This is a genomic window from Streptomyces sp. NPDC047853, from assembly GCF_043204535.1.
GTDB lineage: Bacteria > Actinomycetota > Actinomycetes > Streptomycetales > Streptomycetaceae > Streptomyces.
Window position 1 is genome coordinate 1 of the sequence record NZ_JBIDCI010000017.1, and the last position, 23,377, is coordinate 23,377.

General features: G+C 71.4%; 22 protein-coding genes, 1 rRNA gene and 1 riboswitch. Of the genes, 14 read left to right on the forward strand and 9 right to left on the reverse strand.

The window, feature by feature from the left end:
* From rrf to ACGF5T_RS27365, 11 genes are all read left to right on the forward strand, one after another.
* A 5S ribosomal RNA gene (gene rrf / locus ACGF5T_RS27315) occupies window positions 1-95 on the forward strand; the annotation flags it as partial.
* 110 nt (window positions 96-205) lie between these two features.
* Window positions 206-814, forward strand: coding sequence for a CDP-alcohol phosphatidyltransferase family protein (locus ACGF5T_RS27320; protein WP_356606236.1), 609 nt, complete (start codon window positions 206-208; stop codon window positions 812-814).
* Between the two features lie 113 nt (window positions 815-927).
* A complete protein-coding gene (locus ACGF5T_RS27325) occupies window positions 928-3,423 on the forward strand; it encodes a mannose-1-phosphate guanyltransferase (protein WP_356606238.1) in 2,496 nt (831 codons plus the stop codon).
* Window positions 3,424-3,590: 167 nt separating this feature from the next.
* The gene (locus ACGF5T_RS27330; protein WP_366767620.1) at window positions 3,591-4,427 is read left to right on the forward strand and encodes a DUF881 domain-containing protein; all 837 of its coding nucleotides are present in this window, start codon (window positions 3,591-3,593) and stop codon (window positions 4,425-4,427) included.
* Complete coding sequence (locus ACGF5T_RS27335; RefSeq protein ID WP_003977440.1) at window positions 4,424-4,756, forward strand: small basic family protein; 333 nt, start codon at window positions 4,424-4,426, stop codon at window positions 4,754-4,756. The genes ACGF5T_RS27330 and ACGF5T_RS27335 overlap by 4 nt, the downstream gene beginning before the upstream one ends.
* 5 nt (window positions 4,757-4,761) lie before the next feature.
* The gene (locus ACGF5T_RS27340) at window positions 4,762-5,631 is read left to right on the forward strand and encodes a DUF881 domain-containing protein (RefSeq protein WP_356606240.1); all 870 of its coding nucleotides are present in this window, start codon (window positions 4,762-4,764) and stop codon (window positions 5,629-5,631) included.
* Window positions 5,632-6,112: 481 nt separating this feature from the next.
* Window positions 6,113-6,649: an FHA domain-containing protein gene (locus tag ACGF5T_RS27345; protein ID WP_053127846.1), complete on the forward strand. Its 537-nt coding sequence runs from the start codon at window positions 6,113-6,115 to the stop codon at window positions 6,647-6,649.
* A 43-nt stretch (window positions 6,650-6,692) separates the two neighbouring features.
* Window positions 6,693-7,430: a MerR family transcriptional regulator gene (locus ACGF5T_RS27350; RefSeq protein ID WP_366767564.1), complete on the forward strand. Its 738-nt coding sequence runs from the start codon at window positions 6,693-6,695 to the stop codon at window positions 7,428-7,430.
* Window positions 7,431-7,514: 84 nt separating this feature from the next.
* Entirely contained in the window at window positions 7,515-7,988 is a 474-nt protein-coding gene (locus ACGF5T_RS27355; RefSeq protein ID WP_356606246.1) for a bifunctional nuclease family protein, read from the forward strand.
* Window positions 7,989-8,181: 193 nt separating this feature from the next.
* Window positions 8,182-8,865, forward strand: a complete 684-nt coding sequence (locus ACGF5T_RS27360) for a MerR family transcriptional regulator (RefSeq protein ID WP_356606248.1) — start codon at window positions 8,182-8,184, stop codon at window positions 8,863-8,865.
* Window positions 8,866-8,917: 52 nt separating this feature from the next.
* Entirely contained in the window at window positions 8,918-10,387 is a 1,470-nt protein-coding gene (locus tag ACGF5T_RS27365) for a DNA polymerase IV (protein WP_356606250.1), read from the forward strand.
* Between the two features lie 24 nt (window positions 10,388-10,411).
* Here the strand turns inward: ACGF5T_RS27365 and ACGF5T_RS27370 are convergent, their stop codons facing one another.
* Window positions 10,412-10,795: a PRC-barrel domain-containing protein gene (locus ACGF5T_RS27370; RefSeq protein ID WP_366767565.1), complete on the reverse strand. Its 384-nt coding sequence runs from the start codon at window positions 10,793-10,795 to the stop codon at window positions 10,412-10,414.
* Window positions 10,796-10,933: 138 nt separating this feature from the next.
* Window positions 10,934-11,029, forward strand: a riboswitch (glycine riboswitch).
* 178 nt (window positions 11,030-11,207) lie between these two features.
* Here ACGF5T_RS27370 and gcvP point away from each other — a divergent pair.
* Window positions 11,208-14,093: an aminomethyl-transferring glycine dehydrogenase gene (gene gcvP, locus ACGF5T_RS27375; RefSeq protein ID WP_366767566.1), complete on the forward strand. Its 2,886-nt coding sequence runs from the start codon at window positions 11,208-11,210 to the stop codon at window positions 14,091-14,093.
* 58 nt (window positions 14,094-14,151) lie between these two features.
* Here gcvP and ACGF5T_RS27380 read toward each other — a convergent pair whose 3' ends face one another.
* From ACGF5T_RS27380 to ACGF5T_RS27410, 7 genes are all read right to left on the reverse strand, one after another.
* The gene (locus tag ACGF5T_RS27380; protein ID WP_361010027.1) at window positions 14,152-14,571 is read right to left on the reverse strand and encodes a TOBE domain-containing protein; all 420 of its coding nucleotides are present in this window, start codon (window positions 14,569-14,571) and stop codon (window positions 14,152-14,154) included.
* Window positions 14,572-14,598: 27 nt separating this feature from the next.
* Window positions 14,599-15,693, reverse strand: a complete 1,095-nt coding sequence (locus tag ACGF5T_RS27385) for an ABC transporter ATP-binding protein (protein WP_361010030.1) — start codon at window positions 15,691-15,693, stop codon at window positions 14,599-14,601.
* Window positions 15,690-16,577 carry an ABC transporter permease gene (locus ACGF5T_RS27390; protein ID WP_356606260.1) on the reverse strand — a complete coding sequence of 296 codons (888 nt, stop codon included), beginning with the start codon at window positions 16,575-16,577 and terminating at the stop codon, window positions 15,690-15,692. Before ACGF5T_RS27390 ends, ACGF5T_RS27385 begins: the two co-directional genes overlap by 4 nt.
* Window positions 16,574-17,368, reverse strand: a complete 795-nt coding sequence (modA, locus tag ACGF5T_RS27395) for a molybdate ABC transporter substrate-binding protein (protein WP_361010722.1) — start codon at window positions 17,366-17,368, stop codon at window positions 16,574-16,576. The genes ACGF5T_RS27390 and modA overlap by 4 nt, the downstream gene beginning before the upstream one ends.
* Before the next feature lie 260 nt (window positions 17,369-17,628).
* Complete coding sequence (locus ACGF5T_RS27400) at window positions 17,629-18,024, reverse strand: helix-turn-helix transcriptional regulator (protein WP_356606262.1); 396 nt, start codon at window positions 18,022-18,024, stop codon at window positions 17,629-17,631.
* 335 nt (window positions 18,025-18,359) lie between these two features.
* Entirely contained in the window at window positions 18,360-18,563 is a 204-nt protein-coding gene (locus ACGF5T_RS27405; protein ID WP_053127824.1) for a DUF5999 family protein, read from the reverse strand.
* A 295-nt stretch (window positions 18,564-18,858) separates the two neighbouring features.
* A complete protein-coding gene (locus ACGF5T_RS27410; protein ID WP_361010034.1) occupies window positions 18,859-19,443 on the reverse strand; it encodes a hypothetical protein in 585 nt (194 codons plus the stop codon).
* 570 nt (window positions 19,444-20,013) lie between these two features.
* Between ACGF5T_RS27410 and ACGF5T_RS27415 the strand changes: the two genes are divergently transcribed.
* Both ACGF5T_RS27415 and ACGF5T_RS27420 read left to right on the forward strand, forming a co-directional pair.
* Window positions 20,014-21,531, forward strand: coding sequence for a glutamate--cysteine ligase (locus ACGF5T_RS27415; RefSeq protein WP_356606266.1), 1,518 nt, complete (start codon window positions 20,014-20,016; stop codon window positions 21,529-21,531).
* Between the two features lie 111 nt (window positions 21,532-21,642).
* Complete coding sequence (locus ACGF5T_RS27420) at window positions 21,643-22,470, forward strand: type II CAAX endopeptidase family protein (RefSeq protein ID WP_366767567.1); 828 nt, start codon at window positions 21,643-21,645, stop codon at window positions 22,468-22,470.
* A 57-nt stretch (window positions 22,471-22,527) separates the two neighbouring features.
* On the opposite strand, the gene ACGF5T_RS27425 is transcribed toward ACGF5T_RS27420, so the two are convergent.
* Window positions 22,528-23,337, reverse strand: coding sequence for a PhzF family phenazine biosynthesis protein (locus ACGF5T_RS27425; protein ID WP_356606270.1), 810 nt, complete (start codon window positions 23,335-23,337; stop codon window positions 22,528-22,530).
* Window positions 23,338-23,377 lie beyond the last annotated feature (40 nt).

The following is a 23,377-nucleotide window of genomic DNA, read 5'->3' on the forward strand; positions in this document are numbered from 1 at the left end:
AAACGCCCGGTTACATTCCGAACCCGGAAGCTAAGCCTTTCAGCGCCGATGGTACTGCAGGGGGGACCCTGTGGGAGAGTAGGACGCCGCCGAACTCCTCTTAGAGCTCTGGCTCTTGGGCATGCAGCCCGAGAGCCAGAGCTTTTTTGCGTTGAGGTAGGGTCAGGGAGCATCATTGGCTCGTTTCACCCCAGGAGGCCCCCGCGTGGAGGTCCAGGAGACCCGCGTGCAGACCGACCGGGTCCTCACCATCCCGAACATCCTGAGCATGGCCCGCCTCGCCGGCGTGCCCCTCTTCCTGTGGCTCATCCTCAGGCCCGAGTTCGGGGGCCCCAAGAGCGACGGCTGGGCCCTCCTGGTGCTGGCCCTCAGTGGGATCAGCGACTACCTGGACGGAAAGCTCGCGCGGCGCTGGAACCAGATCAGCAGCCTCGGCCGGCTCCTGGACCCCGCGGCCGACCGGCTGTACATCCTCTCCACCCTGGTCGGCCTCACCTGGCGGGAGGTCCTTCCGCTCTGGCTGACCCTCGTCCTGCTCGCGCGCGAGGCCGTGCTGCTCGTCATGGTGGGGATCCTCCGGCGTCACGGCTATCCGCCGCCGCAGGTGAACTTCCTGGGGAAGGCCGCCACCTTCAACCTCATGTACGCCTTCCCGTTGCTGCTGCTCAGTGACGCAAGCGGATGGATCGCGTCACTCGCCGCTGTTTTCGGATGGGCGTTCGCCGGATGGGGTACAACCCTGTACTGGTGGGCAGGTGTTCTCTATGTGGTGCAGGTCCGCCGCTTGGTTCGCGCGGGCACCATGGCCGACTGACTCGTTCGCTGAATGTGCGGCCCCGACGGCCGGATGGCCCGCTCTGCCAAAGTGCGGGACTCTGGACGGGAGAAGTCGGTCAATCCGTCGTCTTAGAGGAGGACGCTTCCGACATGAAGGCCGTCGTGATGGCTGGAGGCGAAGGCACGCGCCTTCGTCCCATGACCTCGAGCATGCCCAAGCCGCTCCTGCCGGTGGCCAACCGGCCGATCATGGAGCATGTTCTGCGGCTGCTCAAAAGGCATGGGCTGAACGAGACCGTCGTCACCGTCCAGTTCCTGGCCTCGCTGGTCAAGAACTACTTCGGTGACGGCGAGGAGCTCGGGATGGAGCTCACCTATGCCAATGAGGAGAAGCCACTCGGTACCGCCGGAAGCGTCAAGAACGCCGAGGAGGCGTTGAAGGACGATGCCTTCCTCGTCATTTCCGGTGATGCCCTGACCGACTTCGACCTCACCGACCTGATCAATTTCCACAAGGAGAAGGGCGCGCTCGTCACCGTGTGTCTCACACGCGTGCCGAACCCCCTTGAATTCGGTATCACCATCGTCGATGAAGAGGGCAAGGTCGAGCGCTTCCTGGAGAAGCCGACCTGGGGCCAGGTCTTCTCGGACACCGTGAACACGGGCATCTACGTCATGGAGCCCGAGGTCTTCGACTACGTGGACCCCGATGTGCCCGTGGACTGGTCCGGTGACGTCTTCCCCCAGCTGATGAAGGAAGGCAAGCCCGTCTACGGCTACATCGCCGAGGGCTACTGGGAGGACGTCGGCACCCACGAGAGCTACGTGAAGGCCCAGGCCGACGTGCTGGAGCGCAAGGTCGACGTCGACATCGACGGCTTCGAGATCTCCCCCGGCGTCTGGGTCGCCGAAGGTGCCGAGGTGCACCCCGACGCCGTGCTCCGGGGCCCCCTGTACATCGGTGACTACGCCAAGGTCGAAGCCGGCGCCGAGATCCGCGAGCACACGGTCGTCGGCTCCAACGTCGTCGTCAAGAGCGGCGCCTTCATGCACAAGGCAGTCGTCCACGACAACGTGTACGTCGGTCCGCACAGCAACCTGCGGGGCTGCGTCGTCGGCAAGAACACCGACATCATGCGTGCCGCGCGGATCGAGGACGGCGCGGTCATCGGCGACGAGTGCCTGGTCGGCGAGGAATCGATCATCCAGGGCAACGTGCGGGTCTACCCCTTCAAGACCATCGAGGCCGGCGCCTTCGTCAACACGTCCGTCATCTGGGAGTCCCGCGGCCAGGCGCACCTCTTCGGCGCCCGCGGGGTGTCCGGCATCCTGAACGTGGAGATCACGCCGGAGCTGGCCGTACGGCTGGCCGGCGCCTACGCGACCACGCTGAAGAAGGGCTCCACCGTCACCACGGCCCGCGACCACTCCCGTGGTGCCCGTGCGCTGAAGCGGGCGGTGATCTCCGCCCTGCAGGCCAGCGCCATCGACGTACGGGACCTGGAGAACGTACCGCTGCCCGTGGCACGACAGCAGACCGCGCGAGGCAGTGCCGGCGGGATCATGATCCGGACCACCCCGGGGGTGCCGGACTCCGTCGACATCATGTTCTTCGACGGGCAGGGCGCCGACCTGTCGCAGGGAAGCCAGCGCAAGCTCGACCGGGTCTTCGCGCGGCAGGAGTACCGGCGCGCCTTCCCCGGTGAGATCGGGGACCTGCACTTCCCGTCCAGCGTCTTCGACTCGTACACCGGGTCGCTGCTGCGCAACGTCGACATCACCGGGATCGCGGAGTCCGGTCTCAAGGTGGTCGTCGACGCCTCCAACGGCAGCTCCGGACTGGTCCTGCCGAGCCTGCTGGGGAAGCTGGGCGTCGACTCGCTGACCATCAACCCCGGTCTCGACGAGTCCCGGCCGACCGAGTCGGCCGACATGCGGCGGTCGGGGCTGGTGCGCCTCGGGGAGATCGTGGCCTCCTCGCGCGCGGCGTTCGGCGTGCGGTTCGACCCGGTCGGTGAGCGGCTGTCGCTCGTCGACGAGAAGGGCCGCATCATCGAGGACGACCGTGCGCTGCTGGTGATGCTCGACCTGATCGCCGCCGAACGGCGCAGCGGGCGGGTCGCGCTGCCGGTGACCACCACGAGGATCGCCGAGCAGGTGGCGGCCTACCACGGGACGCAGGTCGAGTGGACGACCACCTCGCCCGACGACCTGACGCGGGTCGGCGGTGAGGAAGGCGCGATCTTCGGTGGTGACGGCAAGGGCGGCTTCATCGTCCCGGAGTTCAGCAGCGTCTACGACGGTACGGCGGCCTTCGTGCGGCTCATCGGTCTGGTCGCCCGGACCCAGCTCACGCTGAGCCAGATCGACGCGCGGATCCCGCGGGCGCACGTCCTCAAGCGCGATCTCGCGACCCCCTGGGCCGTCAAGGGCCTCGTCATGCGGCGGGTCGTCGAGGCGGCCGGAGACCGCTTCGTGGACACCACCGACGGCGTGCGCGTGGTGGAGACCGACGGGCGCTGGGTCATGGTGCTGCCCGACCCGGCCGAGGCGGTCACCCACCTGTGGGCCGAAGGCCCCGACGACGCCTCCGCGCAGGCGCTGCTCGACGAGTGGGCCGCGGTGGTGGACAGCGCGGGCCGGTAATACGGGCCGCACGCGTGCGTGCCGGACAAGTGTCCCCAAGGGGGCCTGTCCGGCACGCCGGTGGGGCCATTCGGAGGTAGTGGGCGTGGCGTGCGACGATGTGCGGCATGCCGCAGCAACCCCCCGTTCGGAGCACACCCACGCGGCCCGCACGCCCGGACGCGTCCATGTCGCTGATCACCAACGTCATGGACCACAGCCTCGACGACGGGTACGCCGAAGCCGCCGCGCGGAAGAAGGCCGACGGCAGCGGCGGAATGCCGAGGACCCTCCGGGCCAAGCTCGGACTGGCCGCCGGGCTGGTGCTGGCGGCCCTGGTGGTGACGGTCGGCGCGGCCCAGGCGCGCGTGGCCGCCCCCGCAGTCGCCAAGGAACGCGAAGAACTCATCGACCGCATAGAGGGGGAGACCTCGGCGGCCGACGAACTCGAGGAGAGCGTCGACACCCTGCGTGACAACGTCAGCGCGCGGCAGCACGAGGCGCTCGAGAAGAACGGCGACAGCGGACGGTCCGACCTGATGGGCATCCTGTCGGGCGCGGTGGAGGTGCACGGCCCCGGGGTGGAACTCGTCGTGGACGACGCCAAGGAGGCGGCCACGGGCGGCGACGGTCAGCCGCGCGGCACCTCCGGGTTCTCCGACACGGGCCGGGTCCGCGACCGGGACATGCAGCGCGTCGTCAACGGGCTCTGGGAGTCGGGAGCCGAGGCCGTCTCCATCAACGGGCAGCGCCTGACCGCGCTGTCGGCGATCAGGGCCGCCGGTGACGCGATACTGGTCGACAACAGGCCGCTGGTGCCGCCGTACACGGTGCTCGCCGTGGGGGACGGGGAGCGGCTCGCCACCCGGTTCCAGGACAGCGCCGACGGGCTCTACCTGCACGCCCTGCAGGAGAACTACGGCATCCGGACGGCCATCTCCGCCGCGGACGACCTCAAGCTGCCCGGCGCGCCGAGCGTGATCGTACGTACAGCACAACCGATAACCGAGAAGGGCACATCGTGATCGCCGTACTGGGCCTCGTCGTGGGAGTCGTGGCCGGCCTGTTGGTCCGGCCGGAGGTGCCGGCGGCCGTCGAGCCCTACCTGCCGATCGCCGTCGTGGCGGCGCTGGACGCCGTCTTCGGTGGTCTGCGGGCCATGCTCGACGGCATCTTCGACGACAAGGTCTTCGTGGTGTCGTTCCTGTCGAACGTGGTGGTGGCCGCGCTGATCGTGTTCCTCGGCGACAAGCTGGGCGTGGGGGCCCAGCTGTCCACCGGTGTCGTCGTCGTCCTCGGTATCCGCATCTTCTCCAACGCCGCGGCCATCCGCCGCCACGTCTTCCGGGCGTGAGGCCGATGAGCGACCAGGACGAGCAGAACACGAACCGGCTGCGCAGAGAGCTGCCCGACGAGGTACCGCCGGCGCGGAAGGCCGAGGAGACCCCGGCCGGTGACGCGTCGGACGGGCAGCGGGCGGAGCGGCAGCAGGAGCCTAGGGCGGGGCTGACCGGCAGGCAGCGGCTGGTGAAGGGACTGTGGCCGCCGCGCCTCACCCGGGCCCAACTCATCGTCGCGCTGCTGCTGTTCGGGCTGGGCTTCGGCCTGGCCGTGCAGGTGGCGTCGAACAGCGACGGCGACAGCGCGCTGAGAGGAGCGCGACAGGAGGATCTGGTCCGCATCCTCGATGAACTGGACGACCGTACTCAGCGTCTTGAAGACGAGAAGCAGGGCCTCGAGCAGCAGCGCGACGAGCTGGAGAACAGCTCCGACCAGGCCGAGGAGGCCCGGAAGCAGACGCTCGAGAAGGAGCGGCAACTCGGCGTCCTCGCGGGCACCGTGGCCGCGCAGGGGCCCGGCATCACGGTGACGATCGAGGACACGAAGGGGACGGTCGAGGCGGACATGCTGCTCGACGCGGTGCAGGAGTTGCGTGCGGCGGGCGCGGAGGCGATCCAGGTGAACGGTGTGCGGGTCGTCGCCGGAACGTACCTCACGGACGCCGACAAGTCCGTGACCGTCGACGGGAACAAGATCAACGCGCCCTATCGTTTCCAGGTCATCGGCAAGCCGCAGGACCTCGAACCGGCTCTCAACATTCCTGGAGGAGTGGTGCAGACTCTGGAGAAGGAACAGGCCACCGTCACCGTCGAGCGGTCGGACAAGATCGTCGTGGACGCCTTGCGAGCAGCGAAGCGGCCTGACTACGCTCGGTCGTCCTCCCAGTGAACCGGTGGTGCATGGGGGACGTCCGGCCAGGGCATGAGGTTGCGGGGGGTCGGCGCACCGATTGGGTGGTGCGTGGTGGAAACTGTCTGGTGCAGACGGACGTTGTGAAGGTGTCCGGGTCGGTCAGTAGGTTCAGTCAGGGTTCGTCCTGCCCCACGGGCGGGTCTGTTTCGGTCAAGGGGAATCGCCCGTGAAGTTGTTTGCGAAGTTGTTCGGCAAGAGCGCGCGAGAGGGCAGCGCCAACGCGACCGCGCGCCATCGCGCACAGCCCGACGCGGAGGGCCGACGCCCGATGTTCCGGGACCAGGTGGGTCCGGGCGGGGACATTTCGGGTGGTCAGGGCGCGGCGTCTGTTGACCCTGCACAGTCCGGCGGCATAGGTTTCGGGCAACCGTCAACCTCAGGTACGGGTGGAGGGTTTCCTCCCGGCCCGTACGCGTCGAACGCCCCGGCGGGGCAGCCGCGGCAGGAGGATCCTTCCATGTCGGCCCTGGTGTGCACGAGGTGCGGTAACCGCAACGCGGAGAACAGCCGCTTCTGCTCCAACTGCGGTGCGCCGCTGCGTGCCGGGGCGGTCCCGGAGCGTGCGTCCGAGACGACCTCCACGATCTCCATCTCCGGCTTGGAGGCGTACGACGCCGAGGTCACCGGCCAGACCGCGGTCCCGGCGCTCTCTCCCGAGGCGCAGGCCGCCGTCGACGCGCTGCCCCTGGGCTCCGCGCTCCTGGTGGTACGCCGTGGGCCGAACTCGGGCAGCCGCTTCCTGCTGGACGGCGAGCTGACCACCGCCGGACGTCATCCGCAGAGCGACATCTTCCTGGACGACGTGACGGTCTCCCGCCGGCACGTCGAGTTCCGCCGCAGTCCGGACGGATCGTTCACGGTGGCCGACGTCGGCAGCCTGAACGGTACGTACGTCAATCGCGAGCGCATCGACCAGGTCGCCCTGTCGAACGGCGACGAGGTGCAGATCGGCAAGTACCGGCTGGTCTTCTACGCGAGCCAGCGGGGTTACTGACCCGCCCCCGGGCCCCGGCCCGGGGAACCTCCAGGGAAGGTCCATGCTTCATACACCGAGCGGCGGTGCCGGGCACGGCGCCGCCGCCGCGGACAGTGGGCTGATGAGCATCGGCACGGTGCTGAACGCGCTGCGTGACGAGTTCCCCGACATCACCATCTCCAAGATCCGGTTCCTGGAGTCGGAAGGGCTCGTCGAGCCGCGCCGGACGCCGGCCGGGTACCGCAAGTTCAGCGCCCACGACGTCGAGCGCCTGGGCCAGGTGCTGCGCATGCAGCGCGACCACTACCTGCCGCTGAAGGTGATCCGCGAGCATCTGGACGCCATGGAGCGCGGCGAGGCCGTGCCCCTGCCCTCACTGGGCAGGCAGCGGGACCCGGAGGCCGTACCGGAGCAGGCCGAGGGACCCACGGCCGCCAGGATCGGGCGGGACGAGCTGCTCGTCGCGGCCGGTATCGGCGACCAGGAACTGAAGGAGTGGGAGTCCTACGGGCTCGTCGCTCCACTGGCCGACGGGGCCTACGACGCCGAGGCGGCCACCGTCGCCTCGCTGGTGGTCGAACTGGGACGGTTCGGGATCGAGCCGCGTCACCTGCGGGTCATGAAGGCCGCCGCCGACCGGGAGGCGGGCCTCGTCGACCAGGTGGTCGCGCCGCTCAGACGCCACCGCAACCCCCAGACCAGGGCACATGCGGAAGCCCGTACCAAGGAGCTGGCGGGGCTGGCGGTGAGGCTGCACGCGGCGCTGGTGCAGAGCGCCCTGGGCGTGCGGCTGCCCTGAAACGGACGTGCTCCGAGAGCCGGATCACCCGCTCGATCCCGGCCCGACTACCCAAAGGTCCCGGGCACGGCCTAGGGTTGCTGTGTGAACGAGCTCGATGTCGTAGGTGTCCGGGTCGAGATGCCCTCCAACCAACCGATCGTGCTGCTGCGCGAGGTGGGAGGCGACCGCTACCTTCCCATCTGGATCGGGCCGGGGGAGGCGACGGCGATCGCCTTCGCCCAGCAGGGGATGTCCCCCGCGCGGCCGCTGACCCACGACCTGTTCAAGGACGTGCTGGAAGCGGTCGGCCAGGAGCTCACGGAAGTGCGTATCACCGACCTGCGGGACGGGGTCTTCTACGCGGAACTGGTCTTCGCCAGCGGTGTCGAGGTGAGTGCCAGGCCGTCCGACGCCATAGCGCTTGCGCTGCGCACCGGAACGCCGATCTACGGCAGTGACGCGGTGCTCGACGACGCGGGCATCGCCATCCCGGACGAGCAGGAGGACGAGGTCGAGAAGTTCCGCGAGTTCCTCGACCAGATCTCCCCGGAGGACTTCGGGACCAGCAACCAGTGAGCCGTGCGAGGCGGAGGTGGTGCGCGGTGTCACGCGGACCCTTTCCGGCACATTCGGCTAGCCTTTCCCCGTGTCGGGGCACGCTAAACCACTCTTAGGGTGATTATCACTCGGCGTGCCGAGTGTGGCGATCGTTGACGCACCCTTGGTGACTGCCTACCTTCGAGGAGGCAGGTCAAGGACGGAGGTCGGCGTGAGAATCAGCGGCGACGGTACGGCTGGGGGTGGCCCCGGGCACAGCCTCGGGGAGAGTGGACCGTACCCTCCCCAGGGCTCTCGGCTCCGAGCGAGCGGGAGGTATCCCCAGCAGGGTGGCGCGGTCGACCCGGCTCCGCAGCGGCCGGCCGCCGTGCCGAGCAGCGGAGGGGCGACGTCCATGGCGTCCGAGCAGATCGGCTATCGCGGGCCGACGGCCTGCGCGGCCGCCGGAATCACCTACCGGCAGCTCGACTACTGGGCCCGCACGGGTCTCGTGGAGCCCAGTGTGCGGCCCGCGCACGGTTCCGGGACGCAGCGTTTGTACAGCTTCCGCGATGTCGTCGTGCTGAAGATCGTCAAGCGCTTCCTCGACACCGGGGTGTCCCTGCAGAACATCCGCACCGCGGTCCAGCACCTCAGGGAGCGCGGCTTCCAGGACCTGGAGCGGATGACGCTGATGAGCGACGGCGCCACGGTCCACGAGTGCACGTCGCCCGACGAGGTGCACGCCCTGCTCCAGGGCGGCCAGGGCATCTTCGGGATCGCCGTGGGCGTGGTGTGGCGGGACGTCGAGAGCGCGCTGTCGCAGCTGCACGGGGAGCGCGTGGACACGGGGGAGACCCTGGTCGGGCACAATCCGGCGGACGAGCTGGCGCGGCGGCGCAACCGGGCGGTCTGACCGGCGCCACCGCCGCAGGGCAATGTCAGTGGCGTAGGGCAGCATCGGAGATGTGAGAACCGCGCCCACCATCCTGCACCTCGACATGGACGCCTTCTTCGCCTCGGTGGAGCAGGCGTCCAAGCCGAGCCTGCGCGGGAAGGCCGTGATCGTGGGCGGCCTCGGGCCGCGCGGGGTGGTGGCCACCTGCTCGTACGAGGCGCGGGTCTTCGGGGTGCACTCGGCGATGCCCATGGGCCAGGCCCGTCGGCTGGCCCCCCACGCCGCGTATCTCGTGCCGCGTTTCGAGCTCTACCGGACCATCAGCGAGCAGGTGATGCGGCTACTGCGAGCCCTGTCGCCCCTCGTGGAGCCGCTGAGTCTTGACGAGGCGTTCGTGGACCTGGAGGCCGGCGGGGCGGCCTGGGACGCGGCGTCGGCGCGGCTGGCCGGTGCCCGGCTGCGCACGGACATCCGCACCTTCACCGGCCTGACCGGATCGGTGGGACTGGCGGCATCCAAGATGCTCGCCAAGATCGCCTCGGAGGAGGCCAAGCCCGACGGACTGGTCCTGATCCGGCCGGGCACGGAGCGGGCCATGCTGGAGCCGATGTCCGTGCGGACGCTGCCCGGGGTGGGGCCGGCCACCGGCGACCACCTGCGGCGCGCCGGGATCACCACGGTCGGCGAGCTGGCGGAGGCGGGCGAGGACGAGCTGGTGCGGCTGCTGGGCAAGGCGCACGGGCACGCGCTGTACGCCATGGCCCTGGCCCGCGACGACCGGCCCGTCGTGTCGGAGCGGGAGACGAAGTCGGTGTCGGTCGAGGACACCTACGACGTGGACATCCATGACCGGGTGCGGGTCGGGGTGGAGGTGGGACGGCTGGCGGAGCGGTGTGTGCGGCGGCTTCGCGGGTCCGGGCTGTCCGGACGGACGATCGTGCTCAAGGTGCGCAGGTACGACTTCTCCACGCTGACGCGCTCCGAGACCCTGCGCGGGCCCACGGACGATCCGGCGGTCGTGCGCGAGGCGGCGGCCCGGCTGCTGGACTCGGTGGACACCACGGGCGGTGTACGGCTGCTGGGGGTGGGCGTCAGCGGGCTGGCCGACTACACACAGGAGGACCTGTTCGCGCAGGCGGCCGGGGACCGGTCCGGGGAACTCGCCGAGGAGCCCGAACCCGCCGAGGAGCAGCACGCACCGGCGCCCGCCGAGCGCCGGTGGCCCTCGGGGCACGACGTGCGGCACGCGGAGTACGGGCACGGGTGGGTGCAGGGCAGCGGGCTGGGGCGGGTCACCGTGCGGTTCGAGACGCCGTACTCGGGGACCGGGCGGGTACGGACCTTCCCGGTGGACGACCCGGATCTGACCCCGGCGGATCCGCTGCCGCTGGTCCCGGCCGGGCCTGATGGGCCTGCCGGGTCTGCCGGGTCTGCCGGGCCGCGAAGACGGGGGGACGCGGAGGCCGCGCCCGCCGATTCGGCTCCGGGGACCGGGGCGGGCGGCGGTTCGTCGGACCGCGAGCGTCCGGCTCCCGGTTAGCGGCGGGGCCCGGGGGCGGGACGGTCAGCTCTCTTCCTTGCCCTGACCGGCCAGCTTGCCGAAGTCGCGGTCGGCGGGCGGGGCGGGCGCGGGTGCGGCCACGTCCAGACCGTAGTGGTGGTAGAGCTGCAGTTCCTGTTCCGGCGAGAGGTGACGGCCGACACCGAAGTCGGGGGCCTCCTTGATCAGCGTCCGTTCGAAGGGCACCCGCAGGGCGCCCTCGACCAGTTCGCTCGGCTCCAGGGGCACGAAGGCGTCCCTGCTGAACAGGCCGGTGCGTATGGCCGCCCACTCCGGGACGCCGGTCGCGTCGTCGAGGTAGACCTCGTCGACGGTGCCGATCCGGGCGCCGTCGCGGTCGAAGGCCTTGCGGCCGATCAGGTTCCGCGGGTCGATGTCAGTACGCACGGGGCCCTCCACTTGGTCGCACTGGGATCGCACACCAGCCGCCGAATCATCCGTAAGTACTACAAAAGGGCACAAAGGGCGGGACGGCCACTCGAAGGTCCGTGCGGCGAGCGCGCTGGTACGCTGGCGAATGGCTGCTGACCCCGTGCGGGAGAGTCCTCCGGACACCTCCGGAGGCGCCGAAGGAGCAAATCCTCCCCGGAATCTCTCAGGCTCACGTACCGCATGGACGAGGTCACTCTGGAAAGCAGAGCGGGTGTCGACGGCTTCCGCTCTCACCGACGGTGAAAGCCGGGTGGAGCCCTCGGGCCGCCCCGGTGAAGCTCTCAGGTCGAGATGACAGAGGGGGAGGCCGTTCGGGTACCCGCGCCGTGGTGCCCCTCGAAGGTCGTCAGACCAGGAGGCCTCCGCAATGACCGCCCCTCGCATTTCGCTCTCCGAGCTCGAACAGGCCGCGCCGTTCGAGCAGCGCCACATCGGCCCCGACGACGAGGCCCGGGCCAAGATGCTCGCGCAGGTCGGCTACGGCTCGCTCGACGAGCTGACGGCCGCCGCGGTGCCGGATGTGATCAAGAACGCCGACGCGCTGGACCTGCCGGGCGCGCGCTCCGAGGCCGAGGTGCTGGCCGAACTGCGTTCGCTCGCCGACCGCAACCAGGTCCTCGACTCCATGATCGGCCTCGGTTACTACGGCACCTTCACCCCGCCGGTCATCCTGCGCAACGTCATGGAGAACCCGGCCTGGTACACGGCGTACACCCCGTACCAGCCGGAGATCAGCCAGGGCCGCCTGGAGGCGCTGCTCAACTTCCAGACGACGGTCGCCGAGCTGACCGGCCTGCCCACCTCCGGCGCCTCACTGCTGGACGAGGGCACCGCCGCCGCCGAGGCGATGGCGCTGTCCCGGCGCATGGGCAGGAACAAGAAGGGCCTCTTCCTCGTCGACGCCGACGCGCTGCCGCAGACCATCGCCGTGATCCGGACCCGCGCCGAACCGACCGGTGTCGAGGTCGTCGTCGCCGACCTGAGCGAGGGCATCCCGGCCGAGGTCGCCGAGCGGGAGATCAACGGCGTCCTGATCCAGTACCCGGGCGCCTCCGGTGCCGTCCGCGACATCAAGCCGGTCATCGACCGGGCGCACGAACTCGGTGCGCTCGTCACCGTCGCCGCCGACCTGCTCGCGCTCACCCTGCTGACGTCGCCCGGTGAGCTGGGCGCGGACATCGCCGTCGGCACCACCCAGCGCTTCGGCGTGCCGATGGGCTTCGGCGGTCCGCACGCCGGCTACATGGCGGTGCAAGAGAAGTTCGCGCGCAGCCTGCCCGGCCGCCTGGTCGGCGTCTCGGTGGACGCCGACGGCAACAGGGCCTACCGCCTCGCCCTGCAGACCCGCGAGCAGCACATCCGCCGGGAGAAGGCCACCAGCAACATCTGCACCGCGCAGGTGCTGCTCGCCGTCATGGCCGGCATGTACGCCGTCTACCACGGGCCCGAGGGGCTGCGGGCCATCGCCCGGCGCACCCACCGGTACGCCACGCTCATCGCGGCGGGCCTCGCGGCGGGCGGCGTCGAGATCGTGCACGGCGCCTACTTCGACACGGTGACCGCGCGGGTGCCCGGCCGCGCCACCGCGGTCGTCCACGCCGCCCGCGAGAACGGCATCAACCTGCGTCTCGTCGACGCCGACCACGTGTCGTTCGCCTGCGACGAGACCACCACACGCGCCCAGGTCGGCGGCGTGTGGAACGCCTTCGGCGTCGAGGGCGACATCGAGTCGCTGGACGCGGCGACCGAGGAGGCGCTGCCCGACGCGCTGCTGCGCACGGACGACTTCCTGACCCACCCCGTCTTCCACCAGCACCGCTCCGAGACGGCGATGCTGCGCTACCTGCGCCGCCTCGCCGACCGGGACTACGCCCTGGACCGCGGCATGATCCCGCTGGGCTCGTGCACCATGAAGCTCAACGCGACCACCGAGATGGAACCGGTCACCTGGTCCGAGTTCGGTGCGCTGCACCCCTTCGCGCCCGCCGAGCAGGCGCAGGGCTACCTCACCCTCATCCGCGAGCTGGAGGAGCGGCTCGCCGAGGTCACCGGCTACGACAAGGTCTCGCTCCAGCCCAACGCCGGGTCGCAGGGCGAGTTCGCCGGCCTGCTCGCCGTGCGCGGCTACCACCGGGCCAACGGCGACGACCAGCGCACCGTCTGCCTCATCCCGTCCTCCGCGCACGGCACCAACGCCGCCAGCGCGGTCATGGCCGGCATGAAGGTCGTCGTCGTGAAGACCGCCGAGGACGGCGAGATCGACGTCGAGGACCTGCGGGCCAAGATCGAGCAGCACCGCGACCAGCTGGCCGTGCTCATGATCACGTACCCCTCGACGCACGGCGTGTTCGAGGAGCACGTGGCCGACATCTGCGCCCAGGTGCACGAGGCCGGCGGTCAGGTCTACGTGGACGGCGCCAACCTCAACGCCCTGGTCGGCGTCGCCAAGCCGGGCCACTTCGGCGGCGACGTCTCGCACCTGAACCTGCACAAGACCTTCTGCATCCCGCACGGCGGCGGCGGTCCCGGCGTCGGCCCCGTGGCCGTACGGTCGCACCTGGCGCCGTACCTGCCCAACCACCCGCTCCAGCCGGCGGCCGGTCCGCAGACGGGCGTCGGCCCCATCTCGGCGGCGCCGTGGGGCTCGGCCGGCATCCTGCCGATCTCGTGGTCGTACGTCCGGCTGATGGGCGGCGAGGGGCTCAAGCGCGCCACGCAGGTGGCCGTGCTGTCCGCCAACTACATCGCCAAGCGCCTGGAGCCGCACTTCCCGGTGCTGTACACCGGTCCCGGCGGGCTCGTCGCGCACGAGTGCATCATCGACCTGCGCCCGCTGACCAAGGCGACCGGTGTCAGCGTCGACGACGTGGCCAAGCGGCTGATCGACTACGGCTTCCACGCGCCGACGATGTCCTTCCCGGTGGCCGGGACGCTCATGATCGAGCCGACCGAGTCCGAGGACCTCGCCGAGCTGGACCGGTTCTGCGAGGCCATGATCGCCATCCGCGCGGAGATCGAGAAGGTCGGCTCCGGCGCCTGGGCCGCGGACGACAACCCGCTGCGGGGTGCGCCGCACACCGCCGGTGCGCTGGGCGGCGACTGGGACCACGCGTACACGCGCGAGGAGGCCGTCTTCCCGGCCGGGGTGTCCGCCGCCGACAAGTACTGGCCGCCGGTGCGCCGCATCGACCAGGCCTTCGGCGACCGGAACCTGGTCTGCTCCTGCCCGCCGCTGGACGCCTACGAGGACTGAGCCGTGCCGGGAGGCCCCGTCCAGCCCGCGTGGGGGTCTGGGCGGGGCCTCCCGCGTGTCAGGACGTCGCCAGCGACACCTCGGTCGACTTGACCAGCGCGACGACGGGAGCGCCGACGGACAGCGACAGGTCGTCGGCGGCCTCCCTGGTGATCGCGGCGGTCAGTTCGGCGCCCTCGACGGCCACCCGTACCGAGGCCATCGCCTGGCCGGCGGTGAGGGCGGTGACCGTCCCGGGCAGCCGGTTGCGGATGGACAGGCCGTCGACACGGCCGGTAGCCAGGGCGACCTCCGTCGACTTCACCAGGGCGCGGACGGCGGACCCGGCGGCGAGGGAGAGGTCGTCGGCGGCGTCGCGGGTGATCGCCGCGGTGAGGTCCTGACCGCCGGAGAGGCGGACCCGGACCGTCGCCATGGCCTCGCCCGGCGTGACGGCCGTGACGGTGCCGGTGAGTTGGTTGCGGATGCTCAGGCTCATGCGGGCCAACGTAGCCCGGCGAGGCCCCTATGCCGGGTATGCGTGCGTCTGCGTCGCCTTGACCGTCGCCCACACCGGTGCCCCCGGGTGGAGGCCCAGCTCGGCCGCGGCGACCGTGGTGACGTCCGCGGTGAGCGCCAGCTCCCCGGTGAGGTCCACGCGGATCCGGTCGCCGTGCGTCTCCAGGCCGGCGACCTCGCAAGGCCACAGATTGCGGGCGCTGGAGCCGGTGGGGCGCTCCGCGTACAGGGTCACGGCGCCGGGCGGGAACGCCACGAAGACGGGACCGGAGAGGTCCTCGGTGGTGGTGACGGCGGGGCCGGCGTCGAACCGCACGGTGTGGCCGTCGGCGGTTCCGCGGTAGAGGTTGAGGCCGACGAGGCGAGCGATGTAGTCCGTCCGCGGGCGGCGGGCGATGTCCGCGGGGCCGCCTTCCTGGACGACCTTGCCGTCCTCGACGACGACCAGGCGGTCGGCCAGCACCATGGCGTCCAGCGGGTCGTGCGTGACCAGCACGGCGACGGCCTCGAACTCGGCCAGGTGACGGCGGAGCTGGGCCCGCACCTCCAGCCGGGTCCGGGCGTCCAGCGCCGCGAGGGGCTCGTCCAGCAGCAGCAAGCGGGGGTTGGTGGCCAGGGCGCGGGCGAGCGCGACGCGCTGGGCCTGGCCCCCGGAGAGACGGCGCGGTCTGGCGCCCGCCTGGTCGGCGAGGCCCATGCGCTCCAGCCACACGGTGGCCCGCGCCCGCGCCTCCGCCTTGCTCGCGCCCCGGCAGCGCGGCCCGAAGGCGACGTTGTCGAGGGCGGTGAGATGGGGGAAGAGCAGGTAGTCCTGGAAGACCACGCCGACCGGGCGGGACTCGGGTGGCGTGCCGTCGAGCGGGGCGCCGTCGAGGTGCAGTCGGCCGCCCGTGAGCGGTTCCAGGCCGGCGAGGGCGCGCAGGGCGGTGCTCTTCCCGGCGCCGTTGGGACCGAGCAGGGCGACGACGTCCCCGGGTGCGGCGGTCAGCTGGACGTCCAGGCGGAACGTGCCGCGGTCCACGACGAGCCGGGCATCGAGGCCGCCGCGGGGCGCCTGCCCGCCGGGGGGTTCCATGGCGGCCCGTTCCTCGGTGTCGGTCATGCTGTCCTCATCCAGCGGTCCCGCAGGCCCGCGAGTACGGCGATGGAGACGGCCAGCAGCACGAGGCTGAGGGCGATGGCCGCCGCCGGGTCGTTCTGCAGCGCGAGGTAGACCGCCAGCGGCATGGTCTGGGTCCGGCCCGGGAAGTTGCCGGCGAACGTGATCGTCGCCCCGAACTCGCCCAGCGCCCGCGCCCACGCCAGGACGGCGCCCGCCGCGATGCCCGGCGCGATCAACGGCAGCGTGATCCGGCGGAACGCGGTGAACCGGGAGGCGCCCAGCGTCGCGGCGGCCTCCTCGTAGCGGGGGTCGGCGGCGCGCAGGGTCCCCTCGACGCTGATGACCAGGAACGGCAGGGCCACGAAGGTCTCCGCGAGGACGACGCCCGTCGTCGTGAACGGCAGGGTGATCCCGAACCACGCGTCCAGCCACTGCCCGATGACGCCGTTGCGCCCGAACGCCAGCAGGAGCGCCACGCCGCCCACCACCGGGGGCAGCACGAGGGGGAGCGTCACCAGCGCCCGGACGAGGCCGCGCCCCGGGAAGTCGGTACGCGCCAGCACCCAGGCCAGCGGCACGCCGACGACCAGGCTCAGCGCGGTCGCCGACGTGGCGCACAGCAGCGACAGGCGCAGCGCCTGCCACACCTCGGGGCTGGTCAGCTGGTCGGGCAGGCTGCGCCACGGTGCCCGCACGAGCAGGGCGATCAGGGGCAGCAGCAGGAACGCCAGGCCGACGAGGGCGGGCAGCAGCAGGGGCACCGGTACCGTGCGGGTCCGTCCGCGCCGGCGGGGGCGTCCGGGGCCGCCCTCGACGGTGTCGGACGCCGTGCCGCCGCTCCCGAAGGGCTCGGCCGGGGCGGACGGGGGCGCGTGCTTCGTCACGGCGTGCGGAACCCGGCCCCGGTCAGCACCCGCTGCCCCTCGGCGGACTTCACCAGCTCGATGAAGGCCTTCGCCGCGGCGGCGTTGGGAGCGTCCTCGAGGAGGGCGATCGGGTAGTCGTTGACGGCCTGGGCCGCTTCGGGGAAGGGCACCCCGGTCACCTTGTCACCGGCCGCCCTCACATCGGTCTTGTAGACGAGGGCGGCGTCGGCCTCCTTCAGCTCGATCTTGGTCAGCGCGGACTTGACGTCCTGCTCGTAGGAGACCGGCGTGAGGTCGAGACCGCCCGCCTCCAGGGCCTTTCGCGCCGCGGCACCGCACGGCACGGTCTCGTCGCACAGCACGACCTTGAGCCCGGAGGCGCCGAGGTCCTTCAGGGAGGCGATCCGGTCGGGGTTCCCGGGCAGGGTCGCGATCTCCAGCTCGTTGCGTACGAAGGTGGAGGGGGCCGGGGTCGCGGCCGTGGCGCCGGCGTCGGTGACGGTGGCCATCGTCCTCGGGCTGGCCGAGGCGAACACGTCCGCCGGGGCACCGCTGGTGATGCTGGCGGCGAGGGTGTCGCTGCCGGCGAAGTTGAACGTGACCGCGGTGCCGGGGTGCCGCTTCTCGAACGTGTCGCCGAGCGCGGTGAAGCTCTCCTCCAGCGAGGCGGCGGCGAAGACGGTGACCCGGCCCGAGACCGGCGCGGCGGACGACGAGGCGGACCCGGCCGAGTCCGAGGCCGGGTCCGAGCCGGAGGACGACGAGCAGGCGCTCAGGGCCAGCAGCACGGCAGTCCCCGCACCGCTCATCCGCAGGGTCCGGCGGACACGGCGGTTCCTGCGCACGGAACGGGTCTTCACGGGGCCACTCCCTCGGTCTGCTGAGGCAAGGAGTACGACGGGACGGGGCCGGGCGCCGGCCGCGTCGGGCTCCTCGTTGCGCCGATCATACTTCCGCATCTGCGAGGCGGAAGTCTCTTGTCGTATCGCATGAGCGAGGCAGGGAGCGGTTGAAGCTCGCATGTGCGTTGATACGACGTGACCGGTGCGGTGCGGTGCGGTGCGGTGCGTCAGGTTCTGTCGATATGGACGTTCGTCGACTTCACGCGGGCCGTGGCCTCCATGCCGACCTCCAGGCCGAGTTCCTCCACCGCCTCCCGGGTCAGCAGGGAGACCAGCCGGTGCGGGCCGGCCTGGATCTCGACCTGGGCGGCCACGTCCCCGAGCTTGATCGCGGTGACGATGCCGGGAAAGGCGTTGCGGACCGAGGTGTACGAGGTCTCGTCGCCGGTGTCGCCCGAGCGGGCGAGACCGACCGAGAACGCGGCCAGGTCCCGTCCGTCGACGAGGCGCCGGCCGGCCTCGTCGCGGTGGGTGGTGATCCGGCCCGCGTCGGCCCAGCGTCGGGCGGTGTCGGGGCTGACGCCGAGCAGCCGCGCTGCCTGGCCGATCGTGTAGGACTGCATGCCGGTCACGATAGGCCGCCCTTGGGGGCGTCGGGTGCGGGGGCGGCCGGGGTCGGGCCCGGTCAGGCCGGCCCGGCGCGACGTGCCGGGCTGTGTCGTCGCGGCCACCGGTGACGACTCACGCCGCTGCTCGACCGGACCGCCACGAGAGCGTGTTTCGGCGCCGGGAATGCCGCCGGGCCCCTACCCGGAGGGCTGAGTTCACCGCGACCGCACAGGGCGCCACGCGGTGTGACCGGCCCCGGGCACGCGTGGGGGCCGGTGCGCAGACAGGTCCGCGGGCCGGCCCCGGGAAGTGCGCCGGGCGGAGCGGTGCCACACCGCCCGGCTGTTGCTCAGGCGGCGGTCATCAGGCCCGCGCCGACAGGGCGGTGCGGGGCGATGACCTGGCCGTCCGGCAGGAGCTCACCGGTGTCCTCGAACAGGACGACGCCGTTGCACAGCAGGCTCCAACCCTGCTCCGGGTGGTGCGCCGCGAGGCGGGCGGATTCCCGGTCGGCGGAGTCGGCTGAAGGGCACGGTGGCTGGTGCTGACACATGAGTGGGGTCTCTCGGTCTGTGGTGTCGGGTGAGTGCGCTGTCTTGTCTGTCCCGCGGCGTGAAGCGTCGTTCATGGCCGCCCCCCGTTGTCCAAGTCGGTCCGAACCCAGTGTTGCCCTACGGGCCTCGATCCGCAGGGATTTCGCTGCACCGCTTCTCACAGGTTCATGACGCGTCACCCGCGCGGACGGTTCATCCCAACTGCACTGTCACTTCGGATGGTTCGGCATGGCCGGATGGGGCTAGTCCGCGCGGGTGGGTACGGGTGGGTGGGTACCGGTGGTGAGGGGTGGGTCAGGCGGGGGAGCGCAGCAGCCGGGTCGGCGTCACCCGGTGCGTGAGGACCGGCAGCAGCTCGTCGACCCGGTGCGGGCGGTGGGCCGCGATGCCGGGCGGCGCCGGCGCCAGCGGAACCAGCAGGTCGGTGGCCGCGGGGTGGCCGGCGGCGGCGTCGGCGGTGCGGTCGCCGTGCAGCCAGAGCGTGAGCATGTACAGCCCGGGGACCGACAGCAGGCGCGGCTGGTGGGACTGGGGCACCGACTCGGCCTGGCGCAGCGCGAGCTCGGTCGAGGCGACGTAGGGGCCCTCGAAGAAGTGCGAGAACGCCCAGCCGTCCGGGGTCAGCATGGTCTCGGCCGCCGCCACCGCGCGGTCGCCGCAGCGGATGAGGAACCGCCATCCGGTCAGCCGCGTGACCGCCACGCCCTCCGCCGTGATGTGGTCCAGGACGTGGACCGGCAACGGAAGTTCGGGAGTGACGGGTCCCTGGGCGCCGAGCAGGGAGGGAGTTCGGGCCTCGCGCACCGCGGTGGGGGAGGAGAGGGCGGTGAGAACGGAGCGCAGGGCGGGCGCGGGGGCCGGGAAGACATGCAGGGGCATGATGGGTCGCCTCTCATTCGAAGGCACGGTGGCGCGAGGGCGGAGCAGGGCGGACGACGACGCTGTCGGCTCACGAGGGCTGGGAGGCAGGGGCCGGCGTCCGGAAACCGAGAAGTGGGTGAGGCCTGCCGAGCGTCAGACTCGACGGCAGGATCCATCGACCGTTGGCGCCGGTCTTCCGCCTCGTTCGCGGAGTTTATACGACATGTGTTCAGACTGTGTTTCGGCTAGCCGATTCCGGCAACACGAACAAGGCTGCATTCGGTCGTCGATATGCGGGAATCCTCCGGATTTCGTGCCGGGTGTGCGACGCTGACCTCGGGAAATGCTCACCGAGCGGTCGGCCAATTGTCATCGGCTTTTTTCACGAGTTCGCGGACGAGTTCGCGGACCTGGAAACTGCTCGGCGTGCCATGCCTCGTGAATGTGCCACCGGTCACATCGGCACAGCGTAGCGGGTACCAGGCCCGTGCGGGGACGTTATCGATCGCTTCGGCGGGGCATCATCCCCCCTGACCCGGCCGCCGGAGGCCGGGTCTTCGACTCACCGCTCCGAGAAGGGACGCTTCCATGGGGGAGAAGGTCGTGGCAGGTCAGTTCGACCTGTCCGATCGCCAGCGCTACCGCGAGAAGCTCCAGCGGTGCCTGACGGGACTGGAGCGACTCCTGGCGGAGAAGCGGTTCGACCGTCCCAAGAACCTGATGGGGCTGGAGATCGAATTGAATCTCGTGGGCGCCGACGGCATGCCGAAAATGTTGAATGCGCAAGTCCTCGAACGTATCGCGAGTCGTGACTTCCAGACCGAACTCGCCATGTTCAACCTCGAAGTCAACATCGCCCCGCACCGACTGGGCGGCCGGGTGTTCGACCGCCTCGCGGAGGAGATCCGCACCTCGCTGTCCTATGCGGACCGCAAGGCAGGCGAGGTCGACGCGGCGATCGCGATGATCGGAATCCTGCCGACCCTGGACCGGGACGACCTGGTTTCCTCGAACCTGTCCGCCGTCGACCGCTACGCCCTGCTCAACGAGCAGATCGTCGCCGCCCGCGGCGAGGACTTCACCCTCGACATCGAGGGCGTGGAACGCCTGACCTGTACGAGCAAGTCCATCGCGCCGGAGGCCGCCTGCACCTCCGTGCAGCTGCACCTCCAGGTCACCCCGGACCGCTTCGCGGACGTGTGGAACGCGGCCCAGGCGGTCACCGCCGCGCAGATCGCCGTCGGTGCCAACGCGCCCTTCCTGTTCGGGCGCGAGCTGTGGCGCGAGTCGCGGCCACCGCTGTTCCAGCAGTCCACCGACACCCGCCCGCCCGAGCTCCAGGCCCAGGGCGTGCGGCCCCGCACCTGGTTCGGGGAGAGGTGGGTCACCTCCGCGTACGACCTGTTCGAGGAGAACCGGCGCTACTACCCGGCCCTGCTGCCGATCTGCGACGACGAGGACCCGCTGGAGGTCCTGGACGCGGGCGGCGTGCCCTCGCTCTCGGAGCTGGTCCTGCACAACGGCACCGTCTACCGCTGGAACCGCCCCGTCTACGACATCGCCGACGGCGTCCCCCACCTGCGTGTGGAGAACCGGGTCCTGCCCGCGGGCCCCACCGTCACCGACGTCATCGCCAACGCGGCCTTCTACTACGGAGTGGTGCGCGCGCTCGCCGACGAACCCCGGCCGATCTGGACCCGGCTCCCGTTCGAGGCCGCCGCCGCCAACTTCGAGGCCGCCTGCCGCCATGGCATCGACGCCCGCTTCGAGTGGCCCCGGCGCGGGAGGCTGGGCGGCACCACGGAGGTCGACGCCGCGGTCCTCGTACGGGAGGAACTGCTGCCGCTCGCCGAGGCGGGGCTGGACGCGTGGGGCGTGGAGCCCGCCGACCGGGACCTGTACCTCGGCGTGATCGAGGAGCGGTGCCGCCGCCGGGTCAACGGCGCGTCGTGGCAGGCGGCCACGTTCCACCGGGGGCTGGAGGCGGGGCTGTCCAGGGACGCCGCGCTGGCCGCCACGACCCGCCGCTACTGCGAACTCATGCGCGAGGGCGACCCCGTGCACCTCTGGCCGGTGGGACTGCCGGAACCGGCGCCCCTGGGCTGAGTCCGCGCGGGAGGGTGCCGTGACGCCACGGCACCCTCGCCCCCGCCCCCGCCGCACGCCGCCGCATACTGATCGGGCAAGCTGTGACGTCCCAGCTGGAGGCAGGTGTGCATGGCGGAGGCGGGCCCGGTGGACGATTCGTTCCCTCAGAAACCAGTTCCCGGGGGGCCGGTCGCGGGCGAGGGGCTCTCGCGACGGAGCCTCCGTGACGAGACCCTGCTGGTCCTGGCCCTGTCGCTCGGTGCCAGCGGGGTGTCCGCCCTCATCAGCTTCATCGGCTCGGTCACCCGCCCCGGCGGGCTCAAGGACCAGGCGGCCACGCTCAACGCCTCCGCCGCGCCCGGCCGCCCCTGGCTGGACCTGGCCTGGCAGCTCTTCGGGATCACCACGGCGCTGGTCCCGGTCGCCCTCGTCGCGCACTTCCTGCTCCGTGAGGGGCGCAGCCTGCGCACGCTCGGTTTCGACCGCGCCCGGCCCTGGCCCGACCTGGCCCGCGGGGCCGCCGTCGCGGCGGTGATCGGCAGCACCGGTATCGCCTTCTACCTGGCGGCCCGGGGACTCGGCTTCAACCTCACCGTGGTGCCCGAGGCGCTGCCGGACGTGTGGTGGAAGTACCCCGTCCTGATCCTCTCGGCCGTCCAGAACTCCGTCCTGGAGGAGGTCATCGTCGTCGGCTATCTGCTGCGCCGGCTCGACCAACTCGGCTGGAGCCCGGGCGCGTCGCTGGCGGCCAGTGCGGTGCTGCGCGGCTCGTACCACCTCTACCAGGGCATCGGCGGCTTCATCGGCAACATGGTGATGGGCGTCGTCTTCGTCTACCTGTACCGCCGGTGGGGACGGGTGGGCCCGCTGGTGGTGGCACACGCACTGCTCGACATCGGTGCCTTCGTGGGCTACGCGCTGCTGGCCGGGAAGGTGGACTGGCTGCCGACGGCGTAACGGGAGGGAGGGGCGCGGAGAGCCCCCGCACCGCTCCCTGCCGGCTGGGCGGTACAGCTAGGCCAGCAGCTCGCCCTCGATCACCGTCACCGCGCGCCCGCTGAGCAGCGTGCGGTCACCGCGCAGTTCCGTGCGGACGCGCCCGGAGCGGGCCGAGGCCTGGAGCCCGGTGAGGTCGGGGCGGCCGAGGCGCTCGGACCAGAACGGCGCGAGGGCGGTGTGCGCGCTGCCGGTCACCGGGTCCTCGTCGATGCCCACGTTCGGGAAGAAGCAGCGGGAGACGTAGTCGTAGCCGCGTGCCGGATCGTCCGCCCGCGCGGTGGCGATGATGCCGCGGGCGGAGTGGGCGGCCAGCGCCTTGTGGTCCGGGGCCAGACCGTGCACGGTCTGCTCGTCGGCGACCTCGACCAGCAGGTCACCGAGGTCCGGCCCGGTGTCCAGGACCGCGCGGGGCTCGGCGCCCAGGGCCTCGGCGACGCCCGGCGGCGCCTCCACGGGGGTGAGCGGCGCGGTGGGGAAGTCGAGGGTGGTCGAGCCGTCCTCCCTGGGCGTCGCGACGAGGACGCCGCTGCGCGTGGCGAACCGCACCGGTCCCTCGTGGGCGCCGGTGCTGTGCAGCACGTGGGCCGCGGCCAGCGTCGCGTGGCCGCACAGGGCGACCTCGGTGACCGGGGTGAACCACCGCAGCGCCCAGTCGGCCTCCCCGCCCTCCGGCAGGGGGTGCGCGAACGCGGTCTCGGCGTGGTTGACCTCCAGGGCGACTTGCTGGAGCCGTTCGTCGTCCGGGAAGGCGTCGAGGAGCAGGACTCCGGCGGGGTTGCCGGCGAAGGGCCGGTCGGTGAAGGCGTCGACGATTCGGATACGCATGCCCGCGACGCTAGACGCTCCGCGACGCGTCCGGCCAAGG

What these genes read in the sequence shown, in the direction of transcription:
- ACGF5T_RS27385 (WP_361010030.1), bottom strand. Translation starts at nt 15,693, where the DNA reads ATGACCGACACCGAGGAACGGGCCGCCATGGAACCCCCCGGCGGGCAG.
- ACGF5T_RS27325 (WP_356606238.1), top strand. Translation starts at nt 928, where the DNA reads ATGAAGGCCGTCGTGATGGCTGGAGGCGAAGGCACGCGCCTTCGTCCC.
- ACGF5T_RS27400 (WP_356606262.1), bottom strand. Translation starts at nt 18,024, where the DNA reads ATGCAGTCCTACACGATCGGCCAGGCAGCGCGGCTGCTCGGCGTCAGC.
- ACGF5T_RS27425 (WP_356606270.1), bottom strand. Translation starts at nt 23,337, where the DNA reads ATGCGTATCCGAATCGTCGACGCCTTCACCGACCGGCCCTTCGCCGGC.
- ACGF5T_RS27410 (WP_361010034.1), bottom strand. Translation starts at nt 19,443, where the DNA reads ATGCCCCTGCATGTCTTCCCGGCCCCCGCGCCCGCCCTGCGCTCCGTT.
- modA (WP_361010722.1), bottom strand. Translation starts at nt 17,368, where the DNA reads ATGAGCGGTGCGGGGACTGCCGTGCTGCTGGCCCTGAGCGCCTGCTCG.
- ACGF5T_RS27420 (WP_366767567.1), top strand. Translation starts at nt 21,643, where the DNA reads ATGGCGGAGGCGGGCCCGGTGGACGATTCGTTCCCTCAGAAACCAGTT.
- ACGF5T_RS27340 (WP_356606240.1), top strand. Translation starts at nt 4,762, where the DNA reads ATGAGCGACCAGGACGAGCAGAACACGAACCGGCTGCGCAGAGAGCTG.
- ACGF5T_RS27350 (WP_366767564.1), top strand. Translation starts at nt 6,693, where the DNA reads ATGCTTCATACACCGAGCGGCGGTGCCGGGCACGGCGCCGCCGCCGCG.
- ACGF5T_RS27415 (WP_356606266.1), top strand. Translation starts at nt 20,014, where the DNA reads ATGGGGGAGAAGGTCGTGGCAGGTCAGTTCGACCTGTCCGATCGCCAG.
- ACGF5T_RS27405 (WP_053127824.1), bottom strand. Translation starts at nt 18,563, where the DNA reads ATGTGTCAGCACCAGCCACCGTGCCCTTCAGCCGACTCCGCCGACCGG.
- ACGF5T_RS27345 (WP_053127846.1), top strand. Translation starts at nt 6,113, where the DNA reads ATGTCGGCCCTGGTGTGCACGAGGTGCGGTAACCGCAACGCGGAGAAC.
- ACGF5T_RS27380 (WP_361010027.1), bottom strand. Translation starts at nt 14,571, where the DNA reads ATGAGCCTGAGCATCCGCAACCAACTCACCGGCACCGTCACGGCCGTC.
- gcvP (WP_366767566.1), top strand. Translation starts at nt 11,208, where the DNA reads ATGACCGCCCCTCGCATTTCGCTCTCCGAGCTCGAACAGGCCGCGCCG.
- ACGF5T_RS27330 (WP_366767620.1), top strand. Translation starts at nt 3,591, where the DNA reads ATGTCGCTGATCACCAACGTCATGGACCACAGCCTCGACGACGGGTAC.